Annotated in this window: 20 protein-coding genes and 1 tRNA gene; 3 read left to right on the top strand and 18 right to left on the bottom strand. The window is 26.8% G+C overall.

The window, feature by feature from the left end:
* Positions 1–69 precede the first annotated feature (69 nt).
* From I4V51_RS16550 to I4V51_RS16530, 5 genes are all read right to left on the bottom strand, one after another.
* A complete protein-coding gene (locus I4V51_RS16550) occupies positions 70–330 on the bottom strand; it encodes a hypothetical protein (RefSeq protein ID WP_195989539.1) in 261 nt (86 codons plus the stop codon).
* A 204-nt stretch (positions 331–534) separates the two neighbouring features.
* Positions 535–1,695: a site-specific integrase gene (locus I4V51_RS16545; RefSeq protein WP_195989538.1), complete on the bottom strand. Its 1,161-nt coding sequence runs from the start codon at positions 1,693–1,695 to the stop codon at positions 535–537.
* 43 nt (positions 1,696–1,738) lie between these two features.
* Positions 1,739–1,936: a helix-turn-helix domain-containing protein gene (locus tag I4V51_RS16540; protein ID WP_195989537.1), complete on the bottom strand. Its 198-nt coding sequence runs from the start codon at positions 1,934–1,936 to the stop codon at positions 1,739–1,741.
* A 126-nt stretch (positions 1,937–2,062) separates the two neighbouring features.
* Positions 2,063–4,465, bottom strand: coding sequence for a hypothetical protein (locus tag I4V51_RS16535; RefSeq protein WP_195989536.1), 2,403 nt, complete (start codon positions 4,463–4,465; stop codon positions 2,063–2,065).
* 164 nt (positions 4,466–4,629) lie between these two features.
* Positions 4,630–6,084 carry a hypothetical protein gene (locus tag I4V51_RS16530; RefSeq protein WP_195989535.1) on the bottom strand — a complete coding sequence of 485 codons (1,455 nt, stop codon included), beginning with the start codon at positions 6,082–6,084 and terminating at the stop codon, positions 4,630–4,632.
* A 164-nt stretch (positions 6,085–6,248) separates the two neighbouring features.
* Here I4V51_RS16530 and I4V51_RS16525 point away from each other — a divergent pair, with 164 nt between their 5' ends.
* Positions 6,249–6,629 (top strand): winged helix-turn-helix domain-containing protein, encoded by a 381-nt coding sequence (locus I4V51_RS16525; RefSeq protein WP_195989534.1) that lies wholly within the window; start codon positions 6,249–6,251, stop codon positions 6,627–6,629.
* 8 nt (positions 6,630–6,637) lie between these two features.
* Complete coding sequence (locus I4V51_RS16520; RefSeq protein ID WP_195989547.1) at positions 6,638–7,147, top strand: IS630 family transposase; 510 nt, start codon at positions 6,638–6,640, stop codon at positions 7,145–7,147.
* A 153-nt stretch (positions 7,148–7,300) separates the two neighbouring features.
* Here the strand turns inward: I4V51_RS16520 and radC are convergent, their stop codons facing one another.
* The 12 genes from radC to I4V51_RS16460 form a co-directional block, all read right to left on the bottom strand.
* Complete coding sequence (gene radC / locus I4V51_RS16515) at positions 7,301–7,783, bottom strand: DNA repair protein RadC (RefSeq protein WP_347708668.1); 483 nt, start codon at positions 7,781–7,783, stop codon at positions 7,301–7,303.
* Positions 7,784–8,462: 679 nt separating this feature from the next.
* Positions 8,463–8,732, bottom strand: a complete 270-nt coding sequence (locus I4V51_RS16510; RefSeq protein WP_195989533.1) for a hypothetical protein — start codon at positions 8,730–8,732, stop codon at positions 8,463–8,465.
* A 179-nt stretch (positions 8,733–8,911) separates the two neighbouring features.
* Positions 8,912–9,265 (bottom strand): single-stranded DNA-binding protein, encoded by a 354-nt coding sequence (locus tag I4V51_RS16505; RefSeq protein ID WP_195989532.1) that lies wholly within the window; start codon positions 9,263–9,265, stop codon positions 8,912–8,914.
* 75 nt (positions 9,266–9,340) lie between these two features.
* Positions 9,341–10,123 (bottom strand): glycerophosphodiester phosphodiesterase family protein, encoded by a 783-nt coding sequence (locus I4V51_RS16500; protein ID WP_195989531.1) that lies wholly within the window; start codon positions 10,121–10,123, stop codon positions 9,341–9,343.
* Positions 10,124–10,249: 126 nt separating this feature from the next.
* Positions 10,250–11,617 carry a carbohydrate ABC transporter substrate-binding protein gene (locus I4V51_RS16495; protein ID WP_195989530.1) on the bottom strand — a complete coding sequence of 456 codons (1,368 nt, stop codon included), beginning with the start codon at positions 11,615–11,617 and terminating at the stop codon, positions 10,250–10,252.
* Between the two features lie 147 nt (positions 11,618–11,764).
* Positions 11,765–13,177 carry a phosphoglucomutase/phosphomannomutase family protein gene (locus I4V51_RS16490; RefSeq protein WP_195989529.1) on the bottom strand — a complete coding sequence of 471 codons (1,413 nt, stop codon included), beginning with the start codon at positions 13,175–13,177 and terminating at the stop codon, positions 11,765–11,767.
* Between the two features lie 11 nt (positions 13,178–13,188).
* Complete coding sequence (locus I4V51_RS16485; RefSeq protein WP_195989528.1) at positions 13,189–14,316, bottom strand: aminoglycoside phosphotransferase family protein; 1,128 nt, start codon at positions 14,314–14,316, stop codon at positions 13,189–13,191.
* A complete protein-coding gene (locus I4V51_RS16480; RefSeq protein WP_195989527.1) occupies positions 14,298–15,233 on the bottom strand; it encodes a sugar phosphate nucleotidyltransferase in 936 nt (311 codons plus the stop codon). Before I4V51_RS16480 ends, I4V51_RS16485 begins: the two co-directional genes overlap by 19 nt.
* 39 nt (positions 15,234–15,272) lie before the next feature.
* Positions 15,273–15,431 carry a hypothetical protein gene (locus I4V51_RS16475; RefSeq protein WP_195989526.1) on the bottom strand — a complete coding sequence of 53 codons (159 nt, stop codon included), beginning with the start codon at positions 15,429–15,431 and terminating at the stop codon, positions 15,273–15,275.
* On the bottom strand, positions 15,432–17,591 hold the full coding sequence (gnpA, locus tag I4V51_RS16470; RefSeq protein ID WP_195989525.1) for a 1,3-beta-galactosyl-N-acetylhexosamine phosphorylase: 2,160 nt from the start codon (positions 17,589–17,591) through the stop codon (positions 15,432–15,434).
* Positions 17,592–17,602: 11 nt separating this feature from the next.
* Entirely contained in the window at positions 17,603–18,538 is a 936-nt protein-coding gene (locus I4V51_RS16465) for a carbohydrate ABC transporter permease (RefSeq protein ID WP_195989524.1), read from the bottom strand.
* 12 nt (positions 18,539–18,550) lie between these two features.
* Positions 18,551–19,453 (bottom strand): sugar ABC transporter permease, encoded by a 903-nt coding sequence (locus I4V51_RS16460; protein WP_195989523.1) that lies wholly within the window; start codon positions 19,451–19,453, stop codon positions 18,551–18,553.
* 185 nt (positions 19,454–19,638) lie between these two features.
* Here I4V51_RS16460 and I4V51_RS16455 point away from each other — a divergent pair, with 185 nt between their 5' ends.
* Complete coding sequence (locus I4V51_RS16455) at positions 19,639–20,508, top strand: AraC family transcriptional regulator (protein ID WP_195989522.1); 870 nt, start codon at positions 19,639–19,641, stop codon at positions 20,506–20,508.
* A gap of 30 nt (positions 20,509–20,538) precedes the next feature.
* Here the strand turns inward: I4V51_RS16455 and I4V51_RS16450 are convergent.
* Positions 20,539–20,612 (bottom strand) — tRNA-Gly (locus I4V51_RS16450).
* Positions 20,613–20,616: the final 4 nt, after the last annotated feature.

Raw genomic sequence — 20,616 nt, 5'->3', positions numbered from 1 at the left:
TCTTAAAAATTTTATATTAAATATAAATAACCTCTGAAAAAATCAAAGGCTATTTATTAATTAATAAATTTATTTTTCTATTTCACTACATAGTACTCCATTAGGATAGCTAGATTTTGAAAATCTGCAACTTTCACAATGACTTTGTGGTCCATCCGGCCTATTACTTGATGCTCTCTTTGGAGTTGTTCCAAATTCTTCAGGATATGAATAATAAACGTGTTCTACTCCATTTTCAACAGAGCATCTTGGACACGACTTAAACTTTCCATCCTTACTATATTGAGAGCGATTTAATGATTTACCACATACTCTACATAATTCACACATTATAATACACCTCTTATAAATATAATTAACTATAAAATAATTATATTATAATAAATGTATTTTTTAAACACATATTATTTAGTCTATTATAATATTATACTATTAATTATTTAATATATATATATTTAATCAAATCCAATTTTAGTAAAAACCTCACTTATTTATGATACGGTTCATTCTTTCTTATTCTAAATTTGTTATCATCTATAAATATTGTTCCAACACATCAACAGCCCTTATTTTTTCTTTTGGCAATACATGAGTATATATATTGGCAGTAATATCCATACTACTATGACCTAGTAAAACTTGTATTACTTTTAATGGAACTCCATTTTCAAATAATCTAGTTGCATATGTATGCCTTAATGCATGAAATTTTCTATAAGGAATATTAGCCCTCTTCAAAATAGCTTTATATCTTTTAGTTAAATTTCTAGCATCAATATATCCACCTAATACATTTGGAAATACTAAATTATTGTCATTATATATATCACCAGCCTTCAATTTTTCCTGTGCAATTATACTCCTATGTCTTTTCAATTCATTTATTGTTGCTTTAGGTATAGGTATTTTTCTCTCACTATATTTAGTCTTTGGTAATTGTTCTATAATTTTTGTCTTACAACTGCTATCATTATCAAAACATTTTACTCTCTTTATACTTCTAGAAACCTTTATTTCATTATTAAAAAAATCAATATCACTCCACTTTAGACCCAATAATTCACCTAACCTCAATCCAGAACCTAAAGCTAAATTAAAAATACCTCTATCTCTACTATCCTCTATACACTTTAAAAATAATTTTTGTTCCTCCAAAGTAAATGTCATAACTTCACTTTTAGTTTCATTTTTAGGAAATGTAACAAATAAACATGGGTTATTAAAAATTAATTGTTCTTTTTGAGCTTGTCTTATTGCTCCAGATACTACTTTATTAATTGTCTTAATAGTATCTGGGGTCTTATTTTTTTTCCTAATTAATTCATTATAATAATTCTGTAAAGTTAAAGGCTTTAAATCTTTTAGTTTAATTATTCCTAAATTAGTATTCTCTATATAATTTCTATATATTCCAATATATCTATCCATAGTTGATGGTCTACATTCATTCATTTTATACTCTTCTAACCAAGTCTTTACCCACTGTTGAACAGCTAATTTACCATCACTTGTAGATAATCCTAAAATATTTTTTACTTTAAACTCATCTACCTTTTTTAACACTTCTGATTTTGTCTTTCCATAAAATTGTTTACGTATAAGTTTTCCTTCACTATTTTTACCTATAGTTATAGTTGCCCTCCAACCATTTTTGTATTTATTTACCGAACCTTCACCATTTGCTTTTTTAGACATAACTATACCTCCTAATCCCTTTATTACTTATATAATCCGATTATTAAATAACTTTTCCTATATTATCTTCAAACCATTCATCTACTTTTGATTTTATTATTAAAAATTTTCTTCCACATTTAATAACCGGAAATTTATCGCTATTTACAATTTCATATGCTTTATTTAACCCAATTCCATATTCATTAGAAAATTCTTTAACACTCATAGTTTTTTTGACATCATCATTATAATAATTCATTAGTAATCCTCCATTAACTTTTATTGTCCCCATTAATGCCCCTATTCATTTTTATAATATATAGTCATAAATATCTTGTTTTTCATACTTTCAAACCAATAGTCCCCATTGCCCCCATAATATTAACTAAATATTATTTAATATATTATCCATAATATTTCTATAGATAATTAAATATCTTTTACGTTCTCCATTAATCGAAGCCTTAACTGTTCTCTTAATTGAATTACCTTCTGGACTTGTTTTTATAACTTTTAATTCTTCTAAAGCTTTATTAACCCTATCAGAGGTAACTGGAAAATCAATATTTTGTCTTTTCCAAAATTCTATAACATTACTATATGCTAAATTAGGTATTAAGTAATAACAATCTTCATCTTTATATCCAATAATACTCTTTTCATTATTGGTTTTATTTTTCTCTATCAATTTACATTTTTTACTTAATATTAACTCCTGTATCGCTAATAGATATAATATAGCCGGATCTTGCTTAACTGTAGATTGTTCGTGTAATTTTATAGTATCCCTTATTATATTTTTTACATAATCACCATTATAGAAGAGGTTACTTATATCTATAATTCCTATATCCTTACAATATTCAAATAAAATATCATAAGTTAAACACAAGAATGTATAGGAATCGGCTAATCTTTTATGCCTAAAAAAACTTAATATATTTTTCCTATAAATCAAAAATTTTTCTATTATAAACTTAATTATTTCATTGAAATTTTTAGAAACCCAGTCAATAAAATAATACATATGAGTTGAATATATTAAAGTATTACTCTGATAATATGCTAATACATCAGTTTTATAATCTCCTGGACAAACTTCAATTCCTATGAATCTAGCAACACTAGACTCTCCGTCAATTATATCTTCTCCTGTAATAACACATAATCCACGAGGTGGGTATTCTTTAGCTTTGCCTAAATCCTTAGTTGATCTAGACTTGCTTATTCCATCACCATATATTCTTAATATATGCGAAGCTAATGATTGCATTTCTCTCTTTTCAATTGATGATGTTGTTGGATGGTAATCATCCAACAACAATATAGAATCTTTATATTCAGCCGCCTTAATTTCAACTGCTGTCTTTGTATCCTTAAATGTTGCAGATATATACTCTTTTTCTCTATTAAATAAATTAAAAAATATTTTTGAAACCGATGTTTTCATAGAACCTGTTAATCCATAAATCCACATTATAAAGTGAGGCTCATAACCAGCTTGTACATAAACCTCTCTCATTACAGCTAAATGTGAATATAATAATAAAGGTAATGTTTTGGACTTATTGTCACTAATGTTAATCATATTTATAGTTTCTTTTAATGCACTTTCTATTCTAATATTATGATTTATACTAATTACCTTTTCTTTATCACCTGTAATATTTAAATTATAATCTCCTATAACTCCCCCACCATGTAAATAAACAAATCTATCTCTAATTCTCCTCCATCCAACGTGAGTATATTGTATTTCAGGCAATATATTTTTAAATTGCTCTGCTAAATATACTTTTAAATATTTATAAGCATTATTCATAGGAAATAAACAATACTTAACTCCTAATCTACCTATAATCCATTTATCAGAATTTAATTCATCATACTTTATATAAATTATTTTTTCTTCATCTGAATTACTTAATATACATCTTAAAGCACAAAACTTTTCTATAAACAATCCATCATCTCTAATAATTATTTTTTCTGCTATTATATTGAAATTACATATTCCAAAATAATTCTCATTACTATTGTTTCTCTCAATTAAGGTAATACATCCATCAATAATAATAAAATCTATTTTATTTATTAATGATGGATTATTATTTATTAATTTAGCTAATGCATCTCTTTCCACTATATCTCTTTTTTCTACTTTCCCCATTATTTTTATAAGTTTATTTTTTGGATTAGTCCCTAATTCTTCATTACTTTCTCCTAATTCGTTTATATCCCCTTCTTCTACTTTGTTCATTATTTTTATAAGCCCAGTTTGTGAGTTAATTTTTAATTCTTCATTACTTTCTCCTAATTCGTTTATATCCCCTTCTTCTACTTTGTTCATTATTTTTATAAGCCCAGTTTGTGAGTTAATTTTTAATTCTTCATTACTTTCTCCTAATTCGTTTATATCCCCTTCTTCTACTTTGTTCATTATTTTTATAAGCCCAGTTTGTGAGTTAATTTTTAATTCTTCATTACTTTCTCCTAATTCGTTTATATCCCTTTCTTCTACTTTATTCATTATTTTTATAAGCCCGGTTTGTGAGTTAATTTTTAATTCTTCATTACTTTCTCCTAATTCGTTTATATCCCTTTCTTCTACTTTATTCATTATTTTTATAAGCCCGGTTTGTGAGTTAATTTTTAATTCTCCATTACTTTGTTCCAATTTATTTATATACTCTTTAGTATCATATGAATCATCTTCATAATATTTAAACACATTCGTATTTCCTCTTGCCAATGATACTTTTAGTTTTTTATTGTTATTAATTTCCATATTTTTTCTCCCTATTACTGATTTATTTACGGTGTAATAATACTAAATAATACAATATAGAAATAGAAGTAAATTTAAATTTTTAATAATGTTAAATTTACCCCTTATTATTTAAAAATTAATATGATATAATTATTAATTTTAATAATTAAAAGGAAGTGATTTTAAACTTCACTTCCTTCTACTTGTTTTAATCTATTTACTTTTAAAATAAATTCTTTTAACTTTAATTGATATTCATCTATATAATCTATACAGTTAAATATATTTCTATTAAATATATTTAAACAACTAATTATATTTTCTTGTTTTAACTTATTAAAATTAAAATAACAAATTATATTTTCACTAATTAAATAATATGTTTCTTCATTTTTCTTTTTATTCCTTTTCTTTTTATTCCTTTTCTTTTTATTATCTTCTTTATCCTTTTTATCTTCTTTATCCTTTTTATCTTCTTTATTTTTTTTATCCTCTTTATTTTTTTTATCCTCTTTATTTTCTTTAAAACTATTATAATAATTAACTTTATCATCGAAAGTTTCATATTTTGATAAATTACCATAAATAGTATTATCTAAATAATTATTTAAAGATATTTTATCCATAATAGCACTAATACTATCTTTATCATTATTACAATATATTTTCAATATTTCTAAAAATAAAGAATTATATAATGGTAAAAAATATTCTATAAAATCATTAATTAATTCCTCAATTTCTTTCTCAAATTTTTCCATATCTCTTTCTCTATAACAATCTATATAAATACCTAAGAATATTAATAATAATTCAACGTTTTTAAAGACATTAGGCAAATATATTATTTTATTCATTGATTTTATCAACTTAATAATTTCATTCATATTTAAATATATACCCATATCTTCTAAACTAATGATTTGCTTATATAAATGTAGTTTAAAGTTTGTATTATAAATTCTTTCAAAATAATATATATCATTAATATTTAAATTTAATAACATAGTAAATTGTAATATGAAATTTTTATCTATTTCACCTCTAAAATTAAATTTCTCATTACTTGCATATCTATTACTTTTTAACGTATTTTTATGATTATAAGCACATTGTCCCCATTCATCTATTGTATGTATAAATACTCTACTTAAATTTTTATAAATATTATACTTTCTCCTATTATTATAATCTATACTGTAAAACAATGAGTACCTATGTAATAAATTATCATTGTCTTTAAAATCTTCAAATCTAACATCAAAATTATCGTAATCCCTATCAACCCTCGAATTATTTTTTATAAATTTATTAAATGCATTTTCTCTTGATATTGTTTCATCATAATTAAAATCTGTTTTTAAAAATAATTTAACATTATCAAATGCATATTGAATAAAATAAAAATTCAAAGAATTTAATCTTAAATAGTCATTACAACTATTAAAATATTTTTTGTTATCTAATAAGTAATTTTTTAAACTCCTTATACATAGTGAATGGATATTAACTAGTAATTCCTCTTCATTACATTTTTCAAAATTACTAACTTCATCTGTTAAATCATTAAAATCTATAAAAAATGTATTTTCAAGAATCTCTTTTGAAATAACACCTTTATATAAATTAAAAAACATTTAATCACTTCCTTTCAATAAAATTATATAATATTTTATAATATATATGTTGCAAATAAAAAACTTCTAGGATAAATTTTGAAGCCATAAATATCCATAGATAGTATTAGCACTTAATACTAAAACTAATATAAAGTATTAAATAATGATTATGGAGAATTGATATGGATATTTTAACTATTAATAAAATTGAAGGTCATGAAAGTGAGATAGAAGAACTTAAGCGATTAGCGATGAAACGTAGTCCTGGAACTAAAAGAAAGTTAAATCCAGAACAAGAAAAAATGATTGTTGAAGTAGTTACTAATAAAACTCCAGACCAAGTAGGGTTTGAATGTAGAAATAACTGGACAATAGAGTTGATAAGACAATGGGTTATTAAAGAATTTAATGTAACTATGTGTCATAGAGGTATGGCCGAAGTATTATATAGATTAAATTTAAGCTACACACATCCTACTTATGTCATGGCAAAAGCTGATAAAAATAAGCAAGAAAAATTTAAAAATGATTTTGAAGAGTTAAAAAATGCCTTAACGGCTTAGTTGATACGATTCTATTTCAAGATGAATCTTTAATTAGAGATTATCAAGCAATTCAAAAGACTTGGTTTATCAAGGTAAATCAAAAGAAAGTACCTACTTACGGGAAAAATGCTGGTGTAAAATTAATAGGAACTCTTGATTATATAAATGGAACTGTATATTGTGAAGAGCATGAAAGATATGATGCTAAAGTATTTCTAGAGTTTTTAAAAACAACTCTATCCAATTATAAGAGTGGAAAAATAGTTATGATACTAGATAATGCTAAAATATATCATGCCAAATTATTAAAACCATTTTTAGAAGAAGTTAAAGATAGACTAGAATTAATGTTTCTACCAACATATAGTCCAGAACTGAATTTGATAGAAGGGCTATGGGGATGGCTAAAATCTTCAATAATAAATAACTCATTTTTCCCTACCTTACCAAAGGTAAGAGTTGCGGTAAATAAATTTATAGATGAAATAAATAAAGTTCCTACTAAAACAATAGACAGGCTCTGCCTAAAACTGTAGAAACTTTATTACAACATATATAAAAAAAAATAAAATTCTATTTACTTTTTTATTATGATCCTCTATGTTCCTAATCACTTGCAAGGATTACCTATCGAATAGGTATCATTTATATAATATATATTTCAATAATATACAAAAAACAAAAGAGTGTTATACAACACCCTTTTCTTTAAGACTAACATATCTATCTTCACCAATAATTACATGATCAATTACATCAATACCTATTATTTTTCCTGCTTCTTTTAACCTTTGTGTAATATCAATATCCTCTTTTGAAGGTAAAGGATCACCAGATGGATGATTATGAGCTACTATTATAGACGATGAATTTCCTAATATAGCAGTTTTAAAAACTTCTCTAGGATGGACTAATGATGAATTTATAGTTCCCACGCTTACTACATTTATAGAAGTTGGTTGATTTTTGGTATCCATACAGCAAGTAATAAACTGCTCTCTATCAGCTCCATCTAAAAATTTTTTTAATAACTCTACTGCATCTTTAGGTGAACTTATTTTTCTATTTTCATAAAGAATACTGCTTTCCCTTATCATCTTTATAGATACTATATCTACCCTTTTTCTATTTAATACTTTATTTCTTTTATTAGATTCCATTTTATTTTTCACAACTATCTTCTCCTTATAAATTATTTATAATAACTATTCATCAATATAATATATATTTAAAATTAAAAACTTTTTCTTAAAATGATTATTATTTGAGATATGAATAAATAATTTAGAAGATTAGATGTTTAAAATAATACTAAATATATTTTTTAATACTAATTATTTCTAATTAATATTTTATGTAGGAGATTCAGTATTAAAGTAATAAAACCCTAATTAATATATAACACAACCATAACACAACATAAGAAAAAAATAATAAAAATTAATAATACTTAATAATATTAAGCCTTATAAAAATAAACATTCATAAGGCTTAAATAAATTATATATAAATTAATAAAATATACTTCATCGAATCCAGGCGTCGGGGGTTCGAATCCCTTTAGGTACACCATCAAATGGACTATCCTACTAAATTTAGTAAGGTAGTCCATTTTTATTATTTATCTAATCTCCTTATTTTTTATAGTTAAATTAATTTCTTTAGGATTTATAATTTACTCATCAACCTCATTTATTTAAGTAATATATCCAAATTAAGTTTGTTCTAACTTTAATGTAATTTATTTTTCTTTATATCATCAAAATTTAACTTTATCTAAGTATACTCATAGTAAACATCATCTTTTAATGTTTCTGTATCTCTTCCCCCCTCTTGAAATGCTATAAACGCTTAACCTCCCTCCTCTAAAAATAAACTATAAATTTCTTCTTCTAGATTTTCTCCTTCAACCTTATAAACAATAAATATTTTATTATGTAAATAATCAAAAGCTTCAATAGTAACTTTAAAATTTTCAGTATCAAAACTTTTATTTGTAGCTATTTCATTTTCAGGATATTTTATATGCATTCCAAAACTATTATTTAACACTGTTAATACTAATCCTATTAACGGTATATCCTCTACCAAAATGGGATTAACAAAATTAATACTAAACATAATAGCTATTAAAGCATAAGTAACCTTTAAGCCATTTTAAAAGGTTTATTTATTAACGGTTTCTTTTTATATTAAAATTGATTATAAGAAAAATAACTCATTGATACTATTTCAATAGTATCAATGAGTTATATCTAATATATGAAAATAATTTTACTTTCATAATATATATATGTCTTTTAAAATGCTAATTTTTCATCAACAATCTTTTTCTTGCTATCTATAAATGTAAAATCAGTTAAAACAATATCCACATTATATTTCTTTTCTCCATTACCATTTAAATAACTTCCAGTTCTAATTTTTCCTTCTACAGCTAGCTTAGTTCCTTTACCAACATTATTGGATAATACGACTGCTTTACTATCAAATGCTACTACTTCTACAAAAGTTGCTATTCTCTCATTCTTCTTAACGTTATATTCATTTACTGCCAAGGTGAACTTAACATATTTTCCTTCTTTTTCATTGTTACTATAATTCTTTAATTCTAAATCATTCACTACGTTTCCTACTAAAGTAACTTTATTCATATTCTACACCTCCAAGAGTTAACTATTTTAATTCTTGACCATAACTTATTTTCTTATACATATAAAATATATCTTTTATTTAATACCTAGGTCGCTAGTAATCATATCTACTCCCATATCAATTAAATTCTTTATATCCTTTGTACTATTCACAGTCCATACATTAACCTTTGCACCATTTAAATGTGCTAAATCTACTTTAGCTTTAGTTATATTCTCTAATTTAATATCTATTCCATAATTACCATATTGCTTTAATAAATTAATATTTTCTATAGTTATATCACTTAAATATTGGAAATGAATTTTATAACTATATTCTCTAATATATTTTATCCATTCATGTGAAGTTGATATTATTATAGTATCGTCTTCAAGATCATACTGCTTTATTTTATCAATAATATCTTTAATACTTTCAACAGTAACTTCCTTAAACTCAATTACTGGTACTAACTTATTAACAACACAACAATTTAAATATTCATCTAACGTTGGTATTTTTAAATTAGTGTAATTTTTAATATTATTACCATTATCTATATTAAGTGATTTTACCTCTATCAAGTTCATACTTTTAATTTCACCTATACCATTTGTCATCCTTTCAACGTCAGAATCATGAAATACAGCAATATTCCCATCCCTTAATACATATATATCTGCTTCAATTCCCCAAGCACCTACATTAGCTGCTTTATTAAAAGAAGGTATAGTATTTTCAGGTTCTAATGCACTAGCACCCCTATGCCCTATCAGCTTTACTTTATTTTCCTCTCCATATGTGCTTACACTAGTATTAAATATTATAATTATCATTAATAAGCAGACCTTTAAACTATTATGTATAACTTTCATATATCATTTCTTCTTTCTAAAATATACTTAAATTCTCATTTAAATATATTATTAATACTTATAAACATAAAAATACATATTAAAATAAAAAAAGAGGCGTTTTAATAAAAACGCCCCTCTATTGTTCTATTTAATTATAGCTGCTCTTAATTGATCAGATGCACTTGTTAATGATTTTTGCCAATCTTCAACAGTCTTAGTACCATTCATAATTGAGTCAATTATTAATACATATGAATCATTCCATACTAATCCTTCAACTGGTTCTGTAGCTGCAAATCCACCCATAACTGGTTTTGCACCATTTTCATAAACACTTAAAATTTCAACTTGTAATTCATCTAAATACTTACTAGCAATTTCTATAGAACCTTCTACAGGAACAACTGATTTTCCTAATTCAGCGATTATTTCTACAGCTTCATCACTATAAAGGTAAGCCATAAACTCTTCTGCTAATTCTATATTAGAAGCTTCTGCTGGAATATACATTTGTTCAAAGAAGTTATAAGAATACATGTCTCCACCATCTTTATATGCTGGATATGCTGTGAATCCCCATTCAAACCCATCTGCTCTTGGTGCATCTGCCATTTCACCTGGTAACCAATCTCCATTATTTATAAATAGAGCTTTGTTATCTAAAACTAATTGTTGGTTCTTTTTATAGTTATCTCCATTAGCATTTGCTACAACTGATGGTTCTGTATAATCTTTAAGCTTAGCAACTGTTTCTAAAACTTTAGTAGCTTCATCTGAAGTCCAGAATCCTTCTTCAAAATTCATAGCCTTATTGAAAGCATCAATTCCGCCTGCTGCTGCTAACATTGCTGGCATAGCAGAATCAAAATATCCTGCTGTTGGATATGCAAATAAAGATATTCCATCAGCTTTAGCTTTATCACCTAGAGCAAAGAATTCATCCCAAGTTTTTGGAACATCATATCCCTTCTCTTCAAATAATCCCTTATTATAGAATAATCCTGTTGGACTATAGAATAATGGAGCTAAATATGTCTTACCATCTCCATATGGAGCTGTAGATGATGTATCTAAGAATCCATCTAATATTTTATCTTTTACTTTTACACTTTCACCTGGAACAGTCATTTCCATAACATTGCTCAAGTCATGTAAAGCTTGTTCATTTATAAATGTTTCTGTTAACGCTTCTGGTCTACCAGTTGCTAAATATATTAAATCTGGAATATTACCACCTTGAATTTGTGGTCTTATTACTTCTTCTAAATTAGATTCAGCAGTTAATTCAATTTTAACTCCTTCATGTGTACTTTCAAAATTTTCTATTAACTTATTCCAATGTTCTACACCACGGCCCCCATTAAGAGCTGCAATTTTTAATACTGTTTCTTCTGCTTTAACATCTGAAGCTGTTGTCTTGTCCTCTTCTGGTTTAGCTGAATTACCACATCCAGCAAATAATGTTGTTGCAATCAGAGCACTTAAAATTAATGATACCTTTTTAAATCTCATAAAATTCTCCCCCTAGCTTTTAGCTTTAACATTTTACTTTTATACCTAACTTCTATACCTAAATTTTACATTAATGTAAACGTTGTATCAATAGTTTTTTTGTTTTTTTTTTTAGTTATTTTGCTATAATAGCAATTTATATTAATTTTATAATCCTAATGTTGCTTCAACAACCTTAGCTATCTCTTCAGCTTTTTCCAATTTATCCATCTCAGCAAATACCCTTAATACTGGTTCAGTACCTGAGAAACGAACTATAACCCAACCTCCATTTTTGAAGTAAACTTTGTATCCATCATCATAAGAAACTCTATCTATATCATAATTAAAGGAAATCCCTTCCTTTTTAACCATTAATTTATCAATTAATTCCTCTTTTCTCTTTTGACTCATCTTATAGTCTCTTTCAGTCATATATAACTTACCATATTCATTGCAAATATCTTCATATATTTCTGATAATGACTTACCAGTAACAGCTATCATTTCTACTAAAAGAGATGCAGCATAGACACCATCTTTACCTTGAATATGACCTTTTACAGTAAGGCCTCCACTTGATTCTCCTCCTATTATTGCATCAGTTTCTATCATCTTACCAGATATATGCTTAAATCCAACAGGAACTTCATAACATTCTTGTCCAAAACTTTTAGCAACTCTATCTAGTAACTCTGTAGTAGCTATGTTTCTAACTACAGGACCTGACCATCCCTTATACTTTAATAAATAATAGTATAATAATACTAAAATATCATTAGGATGTAAGAATCTTCCATTATTATCTATAACACCTAATCTATCAGCGTCACCATCAGTAGCTATACCAATATCATACTTTCTATCAATTACATAATTTTGTAGAGATCTTAAATTAGCTGCATTTGGAGTAGGTAGTTTACCACCAAATAAGGTATCATGTCTTTCATTAATTACATCTAATTCACATCTTGAAGTTGCAAGTATAGTTCTAAGAGATGTTTGGCTTACACCATACATTGGGTCTAATACAACTCTTAAATGAGCATTTCTAATAGCTTCAATATTTATTTGTGATAAAATGCAATCAATATATTCATTAAAAGGATTATCATATTTTATTAATCCCTTTGCCACAGCCTCTTCAAAATCTATTGATTTTATTTCTTCATCTTCAAATTTAGCAATATATTTTTCAACATCATTAGTAACTACTTCATCTGCATCTTTTCCACCCTTAGTAAATAACTTAACCCCATTATAAAGAGCTGGATTATGACTTGCAGTTATAGCCATACCATAATCTAAATTTAATTTCTTAACTTCAAACATTATTAATGGAGTTGGAACCCCTCTATGAATAAATAGAACTTTAATTCCTTCATAAGCTAATACTTCTGATATCCACATTGTAGCTTCTTTTGATAAAAATCTTCTATCATATCCAACTACTATAGTCTTATTTTCAACATTTTCATCTTTCATTTTTCTAGCAACAGCTCTTGCTAATTGTTGAACATTATTTTTTGTAAAATCTTCTCCTATAATTGCTCTAAATCCACCAGTACCAAACTTAATCATATAACTTCCTCCTATACCATTTTATTGGTAACATAATTATTTACTATATTATTTAACTTGTCCCATTTTTCTTCTATATCTTTAACAAGTTTTAGCTGCGTTCTAGTTCTATCTAAATTCTGTTCATTATAAGTAGTTTTATAATATATATCTCCATCTAAATAATCAGTTAAAAACCTTATAGCTTGTTCTAAAGTAATTACTTTAGCCCCCATTGGAAGCATTTGAATTTCTTTTTCTGTAAGTGAAGAATTAGTCCCTTCTAAAAATCCTTTTGTAAAAGCTTCAAAGAACTCTAAATCAACATATACTTTATCTAAATCTTTTTCATCTTCCAACGCATGAGTTGCACCACTTCTTATCGCATCACCAAAATCATATAATGAAAGCCCTGGCATTATAGTATCTAAATCAATAATACAAATTCCATTCTTAGTCTTAGAATCCATAAGTATATTACTAATCTTTGTATCATTGTGAGTTACCCTTAAAGGCAACTCACCATTTTCATACATATCTAATAAAATAGATGTCTCATTCTCTCTTTCTAAAATAAAATCAACTTCAGCTCTTACTGATTCTAATCTTCTCGCCTTATTGTTTTCTATAGCTAATAAAAATGTCTTAAATCTTTCCTTAGTATTATGAAAATTAGGAATTGATTCATATAAATTTTCTGCATTGTAATCAGCTAACTTATTTTGAAAGTCTCCAAAAGCCTTTCCAACCTTATAAAAATCTTCAGCTGATTCTGCAACATCATAAGTTACTGTATCAGAAATAAACTTAATGGCTCTCCAATAGTTATCTAATGAATCCTTTAAATAGCTCTTTCCAGTATTAGTTGGAACTACAGTAATAGTCTCTCTTTCTACATCTCCACCATTTTCACTTACTATCTTCTTAAGATAGTCACATACTCCGCAGTAATTTTCCATTAATTTCTCAACGTTTTTAAAAATTGAGCTATTTATTTTCTGCAAGATATATTTATTTTCATCACCTTTATTATTTTTGCATGTAACAAGAAATGTATCATTTATAATTCCACTTCCAAAACTTTTTACATTTATAACATTGCCATCAAATTGAATTGATTTAAGAGCTTCTACAGCTATTTCTAAAGATTTTTCATGCATTTTGGGTTAATCTCCTCCCATATATTCTTATTATAAACTCCTTGTTTGATCATTTCCTCAATTGCAGATCTAACAATATACTTATCTTCTTGATATGTTACCCCATACCATTTATCTGTAGATTTCATTACTTCAACCTTTATTTTGTTATCACTTAATAAAGAACTAACAACTGATGGTATAAAATATTCAGACTTAAGCGGATTTTCTTTAGCCTCTGTATCTAAGAAATCCTTAAATCCTTCTTCTAAATATTCAAATAAATTATTATCAAATGCCCACATATTCATTGATACTGTTGAGTTATAATCTAACTCTGTCCAATCAATCTCATTTTCAGTATAAAAAGCAGCTTCTCCTTTTTTAACTATTTTAGTTCTTTCAATAACTTCTTCTAAATATCCATCTTTTACACTGCAAACTCCTCTTGCAACATGACCATTTTCAGAAAGTGTATTACATAGCCTATAACCAACCATACCATACATAGTTTCACTTACATTATTAGATAAGAATTTATATATTTCATTAAAAGCTGCTTGTCCATAAAAATCATCTGCATTTATTGCAGCAAACGGTCCATCAACTTGATCCTTTGCGCATAATATAGCTTGACCTGTTCCCCATGGTTTTGTTCTTCCATCTGGTATACTATAACCCTCTGGTAAGTTTTCTAATCTTTGAATAGCATATCTAACTTCAACATATTGTTCTAATCTGTTTCCTATTAGCTCTTTAAATTCATCCTCAATTTCTTCTCTTAATATAAATACCACCTTTTCAAATCCAGCTTTTATTGCATCGTGTACAGCTAATTCTAATAATATTTCACCGTTTGGTCCTATTTTGTCTATTTGTTTTAACCCACCATATCTACTTCCTAATCCGGCTGCCATTATTACTAATATTGGTTTCATATCTTTTCTCCCCTTTTATTACATTTTTTTGGATTCATTCTATTGATATTTTTTGTTATATGAATATAATTCTCCTAATAACCCTGCTAATCCTAAAATCATCATTAATAATCCATTATATCCATCAACTCTATTCCCTTTAATTACTAATATTATAGATACTAAAAATACTAAAATATAAATTATCTTTTTAACCATCTATCCAATTTTCCTCCATATTATTTCACCTGGTTTTAGTTCAAACTTTGTTTTATTTCCTTGACCATCATAAACAAATGTAACCTGTTCCTCATGTGAATTATTTATTACTGCATACTTATTACTCTCTAAATATGCTGATACTTCACAGTGTAAATTATCTGCATACCATTTTTTCATTTCTGATTCTTTATTAGCTGCATAGAAGCAACTTCTCATAAGTATTCTAGTATTTTGTATTGAATATGGTAATCCTGCTATATAAACAGCTCTTCCCTTTCCGTAATCATTTGATGACATTAATATATCACCATCTCTATAACATATAATTTCTGTATCCTTGCTCTTAGCATATATATTTTTTTGACCTTCTCCAAAATCTATCTCACTAACAACATCTTCAGTTATAAAGTGATTATCTAATTGAGTTTTAAAGTATTTATCTGTGCTTAATGAGAATCCTAATTCCTTATCAACTCCTAATGCTTCCGATAACTGGAAGAAGTGTCCACCTTCTAATATTGCTGATGGTTCTCCTACTCCAACAAATCCACCACCGTTATATATCCATTCTCTTAGTGTCGTTATTATTTCTTCATCTAACCACTTTTCTCCACCACTAAATGCAGTACCAGCATCACCAGCATTTATTATTACATCTATATCTTTAGGCACTCCATTTTCCTTAATATCATCAAAACTTATAAATTCAACATCAAAACTCATCCCACTTAAACTTTCTATAATACCTAAGTAAGTGTATATTTGCTTATACCAAAGTGCATGTGCTACCATATGAGTTTGCCAAGTTCTAAGTTTTCCCCAACAATTTAATACAGCAACTTTTAATCCACAATAAGGCTTATTTCCATTAACATTATCATATATATCTCTAAATTCATTACATATATCTTCTATACACTCAACAAATTTTGGGAACTTATATGCTAAAGATAAATATCCACCATAACCTATTCTATCTACAGGCTTTCTCATTAAAGCTCTTCTTGCCGTTACCCAATTTTCCTTTGCCTCTATAGTTGGATCATTTCCTTCGTAAAAAGTATCTGGGAAGAAGTATGGTAAAAATCTTCCTTCAGTATATTTAACACCTGGAATATCTGATATCATTCTAAGTGTTGCTCCTCCACCTACTGATCCAACAACTCCATCTATTCCTATGCTTTCAAAATACTTACCATATGGTTCTGTACCAATCCAGTTATCTCCTAAAAACATCATTGCTTCTCTTCCATCAGCATGTACTATATCTACAAGCTTCTTAACATTTTCAGCAACAAACTTTTGTTGGAAATCCATATAATCTAAATATTCTCTAGATGGAACTCTAAATGTAGAATTATAGTAGCCTTGATCAACTATGTGTTCTGGTCTTAATGAATATCCCTTTTCTTCTCTAAATGCTTCTAACGCTTCAGGACTTACACTTGAACTATATCCAAACCAATCAACAAATTTTTCTTTTGCTAAATCATTAAATACTAATGTAAAATGATAGAAAAACGTTGTAAACCTAACTATATTAGATTCTGGATGCTCATCTAACCAATTATGCATAGCTTCAAAAATATATTTATTACTTTTTGGCTTTCTAGCATCAAAAGGCATTTCATGCGGCTTATCTCCCCAATTATTTGTGATATGATTATACATTTGAGTCGGATCCCATATACAATATGCTAAAAATGTAACAGTATATTCATGCCATTTTTGAGCATTTTCTATTAATACTTCTTGAGTTTTTTCATTATAACTCCATAAATTTTCATCTACTACTTCTCCAGTAGTTCTATCAATTACTTCCCACCAAGTTTTTATATCATGATAAGTATCTGGTTGTACTTGTTCTGCAAAATAACCTTCCATTATTTTTATAGTTAAACTATTTTCTGTTGCTAAGTTATATTTAGTCATTAAATAAGTTTGTTGTAATTCTTCCTTATTAGCCTCTGCCCACTTATTATCTCCACGTGCAACAAAGTAAGTTGAATATATTCTCTCTGCTAACCCTTTTATTTCTTTTGGAAGCTTAAATCCATCGCAATCTCTTATTCCATCAGCTCCCCATTTTTCTGCTATCTCTAAAGTCTCCTTAATAAAATTGTCATCAGTCGGTATCGTAACTCGCCCTTTACTCATATTTTTTCCTCCTACTCCTTTATACCACCAACTGTCATTCCTTCAGTTAATTGCTTTTGAACTAACATATAAAGAATTATTGTTGGAATCATTACTATTGCTAATCCAGCATACATTGCACCATAGTCAGTTGCTGTCTTTTGTACTTGCATTAAACTTAAAAGTCCAACTGGTAAAGTTTTTGATGAATTTGGAAGTAATGTTAATGCAATTATATATTCATTCCAGAAAGCTAAAAATTGGAATAACACAACTGTTATTATACTTGGCTTAGCCATTGGAATTATTACCTTCATTAATGTTTGTAGATGAGTACAACCATCTATATATGCAGCTTCTTCGTAAGCTTTTGGCAATGTTCTTAAGTAGTTAGATAATAAATAAATTGTAAATGGTAATGCTGTTGAAGCATAAACCAAAGCTAGTACTATTTTATTATCCAGCAATACTGTCAATGCCAAAGGAAGTGCAAATATCTGTTTTATTGCTTTATCTGCATCTAAAATTAATAGAAATATTGGAACTACTATATAGTTAACATTTATAAATAATCCAGCGGCAAATATAGTATTTAATACTTTCTTACTCTTGAATTCAAATCTAGATAACACATATGATGCTGGTATAGCTATTACTAAAAGTAATACTAATGCTAATGCAGTTACAAAAACTGAATTTAAGAAATATTCACCCATATGTGATTTTACAAATGCATTTTTAAAGTTTTCAAGATAAAAACCTTCTGGTAAAGCCCATGGATTTCCATAGAACTCTGATTTATGCTTAAATGCTGCTAAAATTGACCATCCTAAAGGTACTAATATGCTTAATGCAAAAAGAATTAAACAAATATATATAAAAATCTTTGTTAAATTTTTAGATGATTTACCCTTTTTCTTAGTAGTTTTTTTATCATAACTTATATTTTTTTCTGTAATATTTTGCATAATTAACACCCCCTAATACTCAATTACATCTCTATTTGTTGCCTTACTAATTATTAATGACAATCCAAATGAGAATATAAATATTACAACACCAATAGCCATTCCATATCCATACGCTGAATTTCCATAAGCCTGCTTGTACATATATTCTAAGAATACTGATGAAGCACCATCTGGTCCTCCACTAGTCATTACTTTTACAAATAAGAAACTTAAATTAATACTACTTATAATAAAGAATGTTAATGTTGTTCTAATAGTTCCCCATACAAGCGGTAATGTTATACTAAAGAATTGATTAAACTTAGAAGCTCCCTCTAAATCAGCTGCTTCGTATAAACTTTCTGGTATACTACTCATAGCAGACATATACATAACCATATAATATCCAACAGCTTGCCATATCATAGCAAAAGCAACACACCATACAACTGTACTTGCATCTCCTAGCCACATTCTTTTCCAGGTTTCTAAATTAAAAAGTCCTAATGTTGCATTCAAAATCCCTTGATTTGGATCTAATATCGCAGAGAATATTGCAGAAATAACAACTACCGAAAGAATATTAGGCAAATAGAATACTATTCTGAAAAAATTATTAAATTTAATATCTTTTCTAATTAATATAGCTGCTAAAGCAATAGCTAGTACCAATGTTACTACAGTTACAAAAATAATTAAGAATAAAGTATTTTGAAATGATTTTATAAATTTCATATCTTTAAATAAGATTATAAAATTATTTAGCCCCACAAATTTTTTATTATTACTCAATCCCCCCCATTTAAACATAGACATCCAAAATACATTTAATGTTGGGATTACCATAAAAACAAAAAATAAAATACATGCTGGAATAACTGATAATCCTATAAAAAGTTTTTTAGATTTACTATTTTTACCATTTTTACTCATCAAACCCTCTCCCTTTTTATTACATTTCTTGTTTATATTGTAGCTCAGTGTAATCTTTTACACAACAAAATTATTGCTTATGTTTTTATATATATTGCGAAACTCGCAATATAACCTAATTTAAACGTTTAAATATTGGCAATTTAATGGTATAATTGAGAAAAAATACTATTACGAGGTGATTTATGAGTAATACAAGATATAATGTTGATGAAAAAAACATCTATAATATTGATTTTGAACTGCTTTATATAAGTAAATCTAAATATGAAAACGATTGGCATAGTACAAGCCATTTCCACCCATTTACAGAAATTTTTTTTATAATTCATGGAAATGGACTAATGGAAATAGATGATACTACTATTTCTATAAAGGAAGGAGACTTAGTTATTATAAATCCTAACTGTACACATACAGAAAAATCATCTGTTAATATTAATGAACGGTTAGAATATATAGTTTTTGGAATTAATAACTTAGCATTATTTAATAAAAAAGATTCTAAAGTTGATATTAGCTCTTGTTCTTCTAATCTTTATAAAATAATGAATTTCACTCATAACAAAAATATAATACTATATTATTTAAACATGCTTGTTAAGGAAGTAGAAAATAAAGAGAAAAATTATGAATTAGCTTGTAAAAGCATATTAACTTTGTTCATTATATATATATCTAGAAATGCAAAGTCAAGTCTTTTTATTACCGATAATCCTGAAAAGTTAAATATAGAATGTGTTAAAATTAAAAACTATATTGATTCACATTATTCTGAAAATATAAACTTAGATACATTATCTAATTTAAGCTATGTTAATAAATTTCATTTAGTTCATTTATTCAGTAAGCAAATGGGGATATCCCCTATAAATTATTTAATTAGTAAAAGAATTGAAGAATCTAAAAATCTTTTATGCACTACTAACTATTCAATACGAGACATATCTACTATTGTTGGATTTTCTAACTCTTCTTATTTTAGTCAGATGTTTAAGAAATCAACTGGATTATCTCCAAGAGAATATAAGGTACAATATAATTTAGAGAAATAAAAAAAAGACAACCATTTGGTTGTCTTTTTTTGGAGCGGGTAGTGGGAATCGAACCCACCTTTCCAGCTTGGAAGGCTGGAGTATTACCGATATACGATACCCGCAAAT

The sequence above is a fragment of the Clostridium sp. D53t1_180928_C8 genome (assembly GCF_015667795.1).
GTDB lineage: Bacteria > Bacillota > Clostridia > Clostridiales > Clostridiaceae > Clostridium.
Note: the sequence above shows the minus strand (reverse complement) of the source record. Positions and strands in the feature narration are given on the sequence as shown.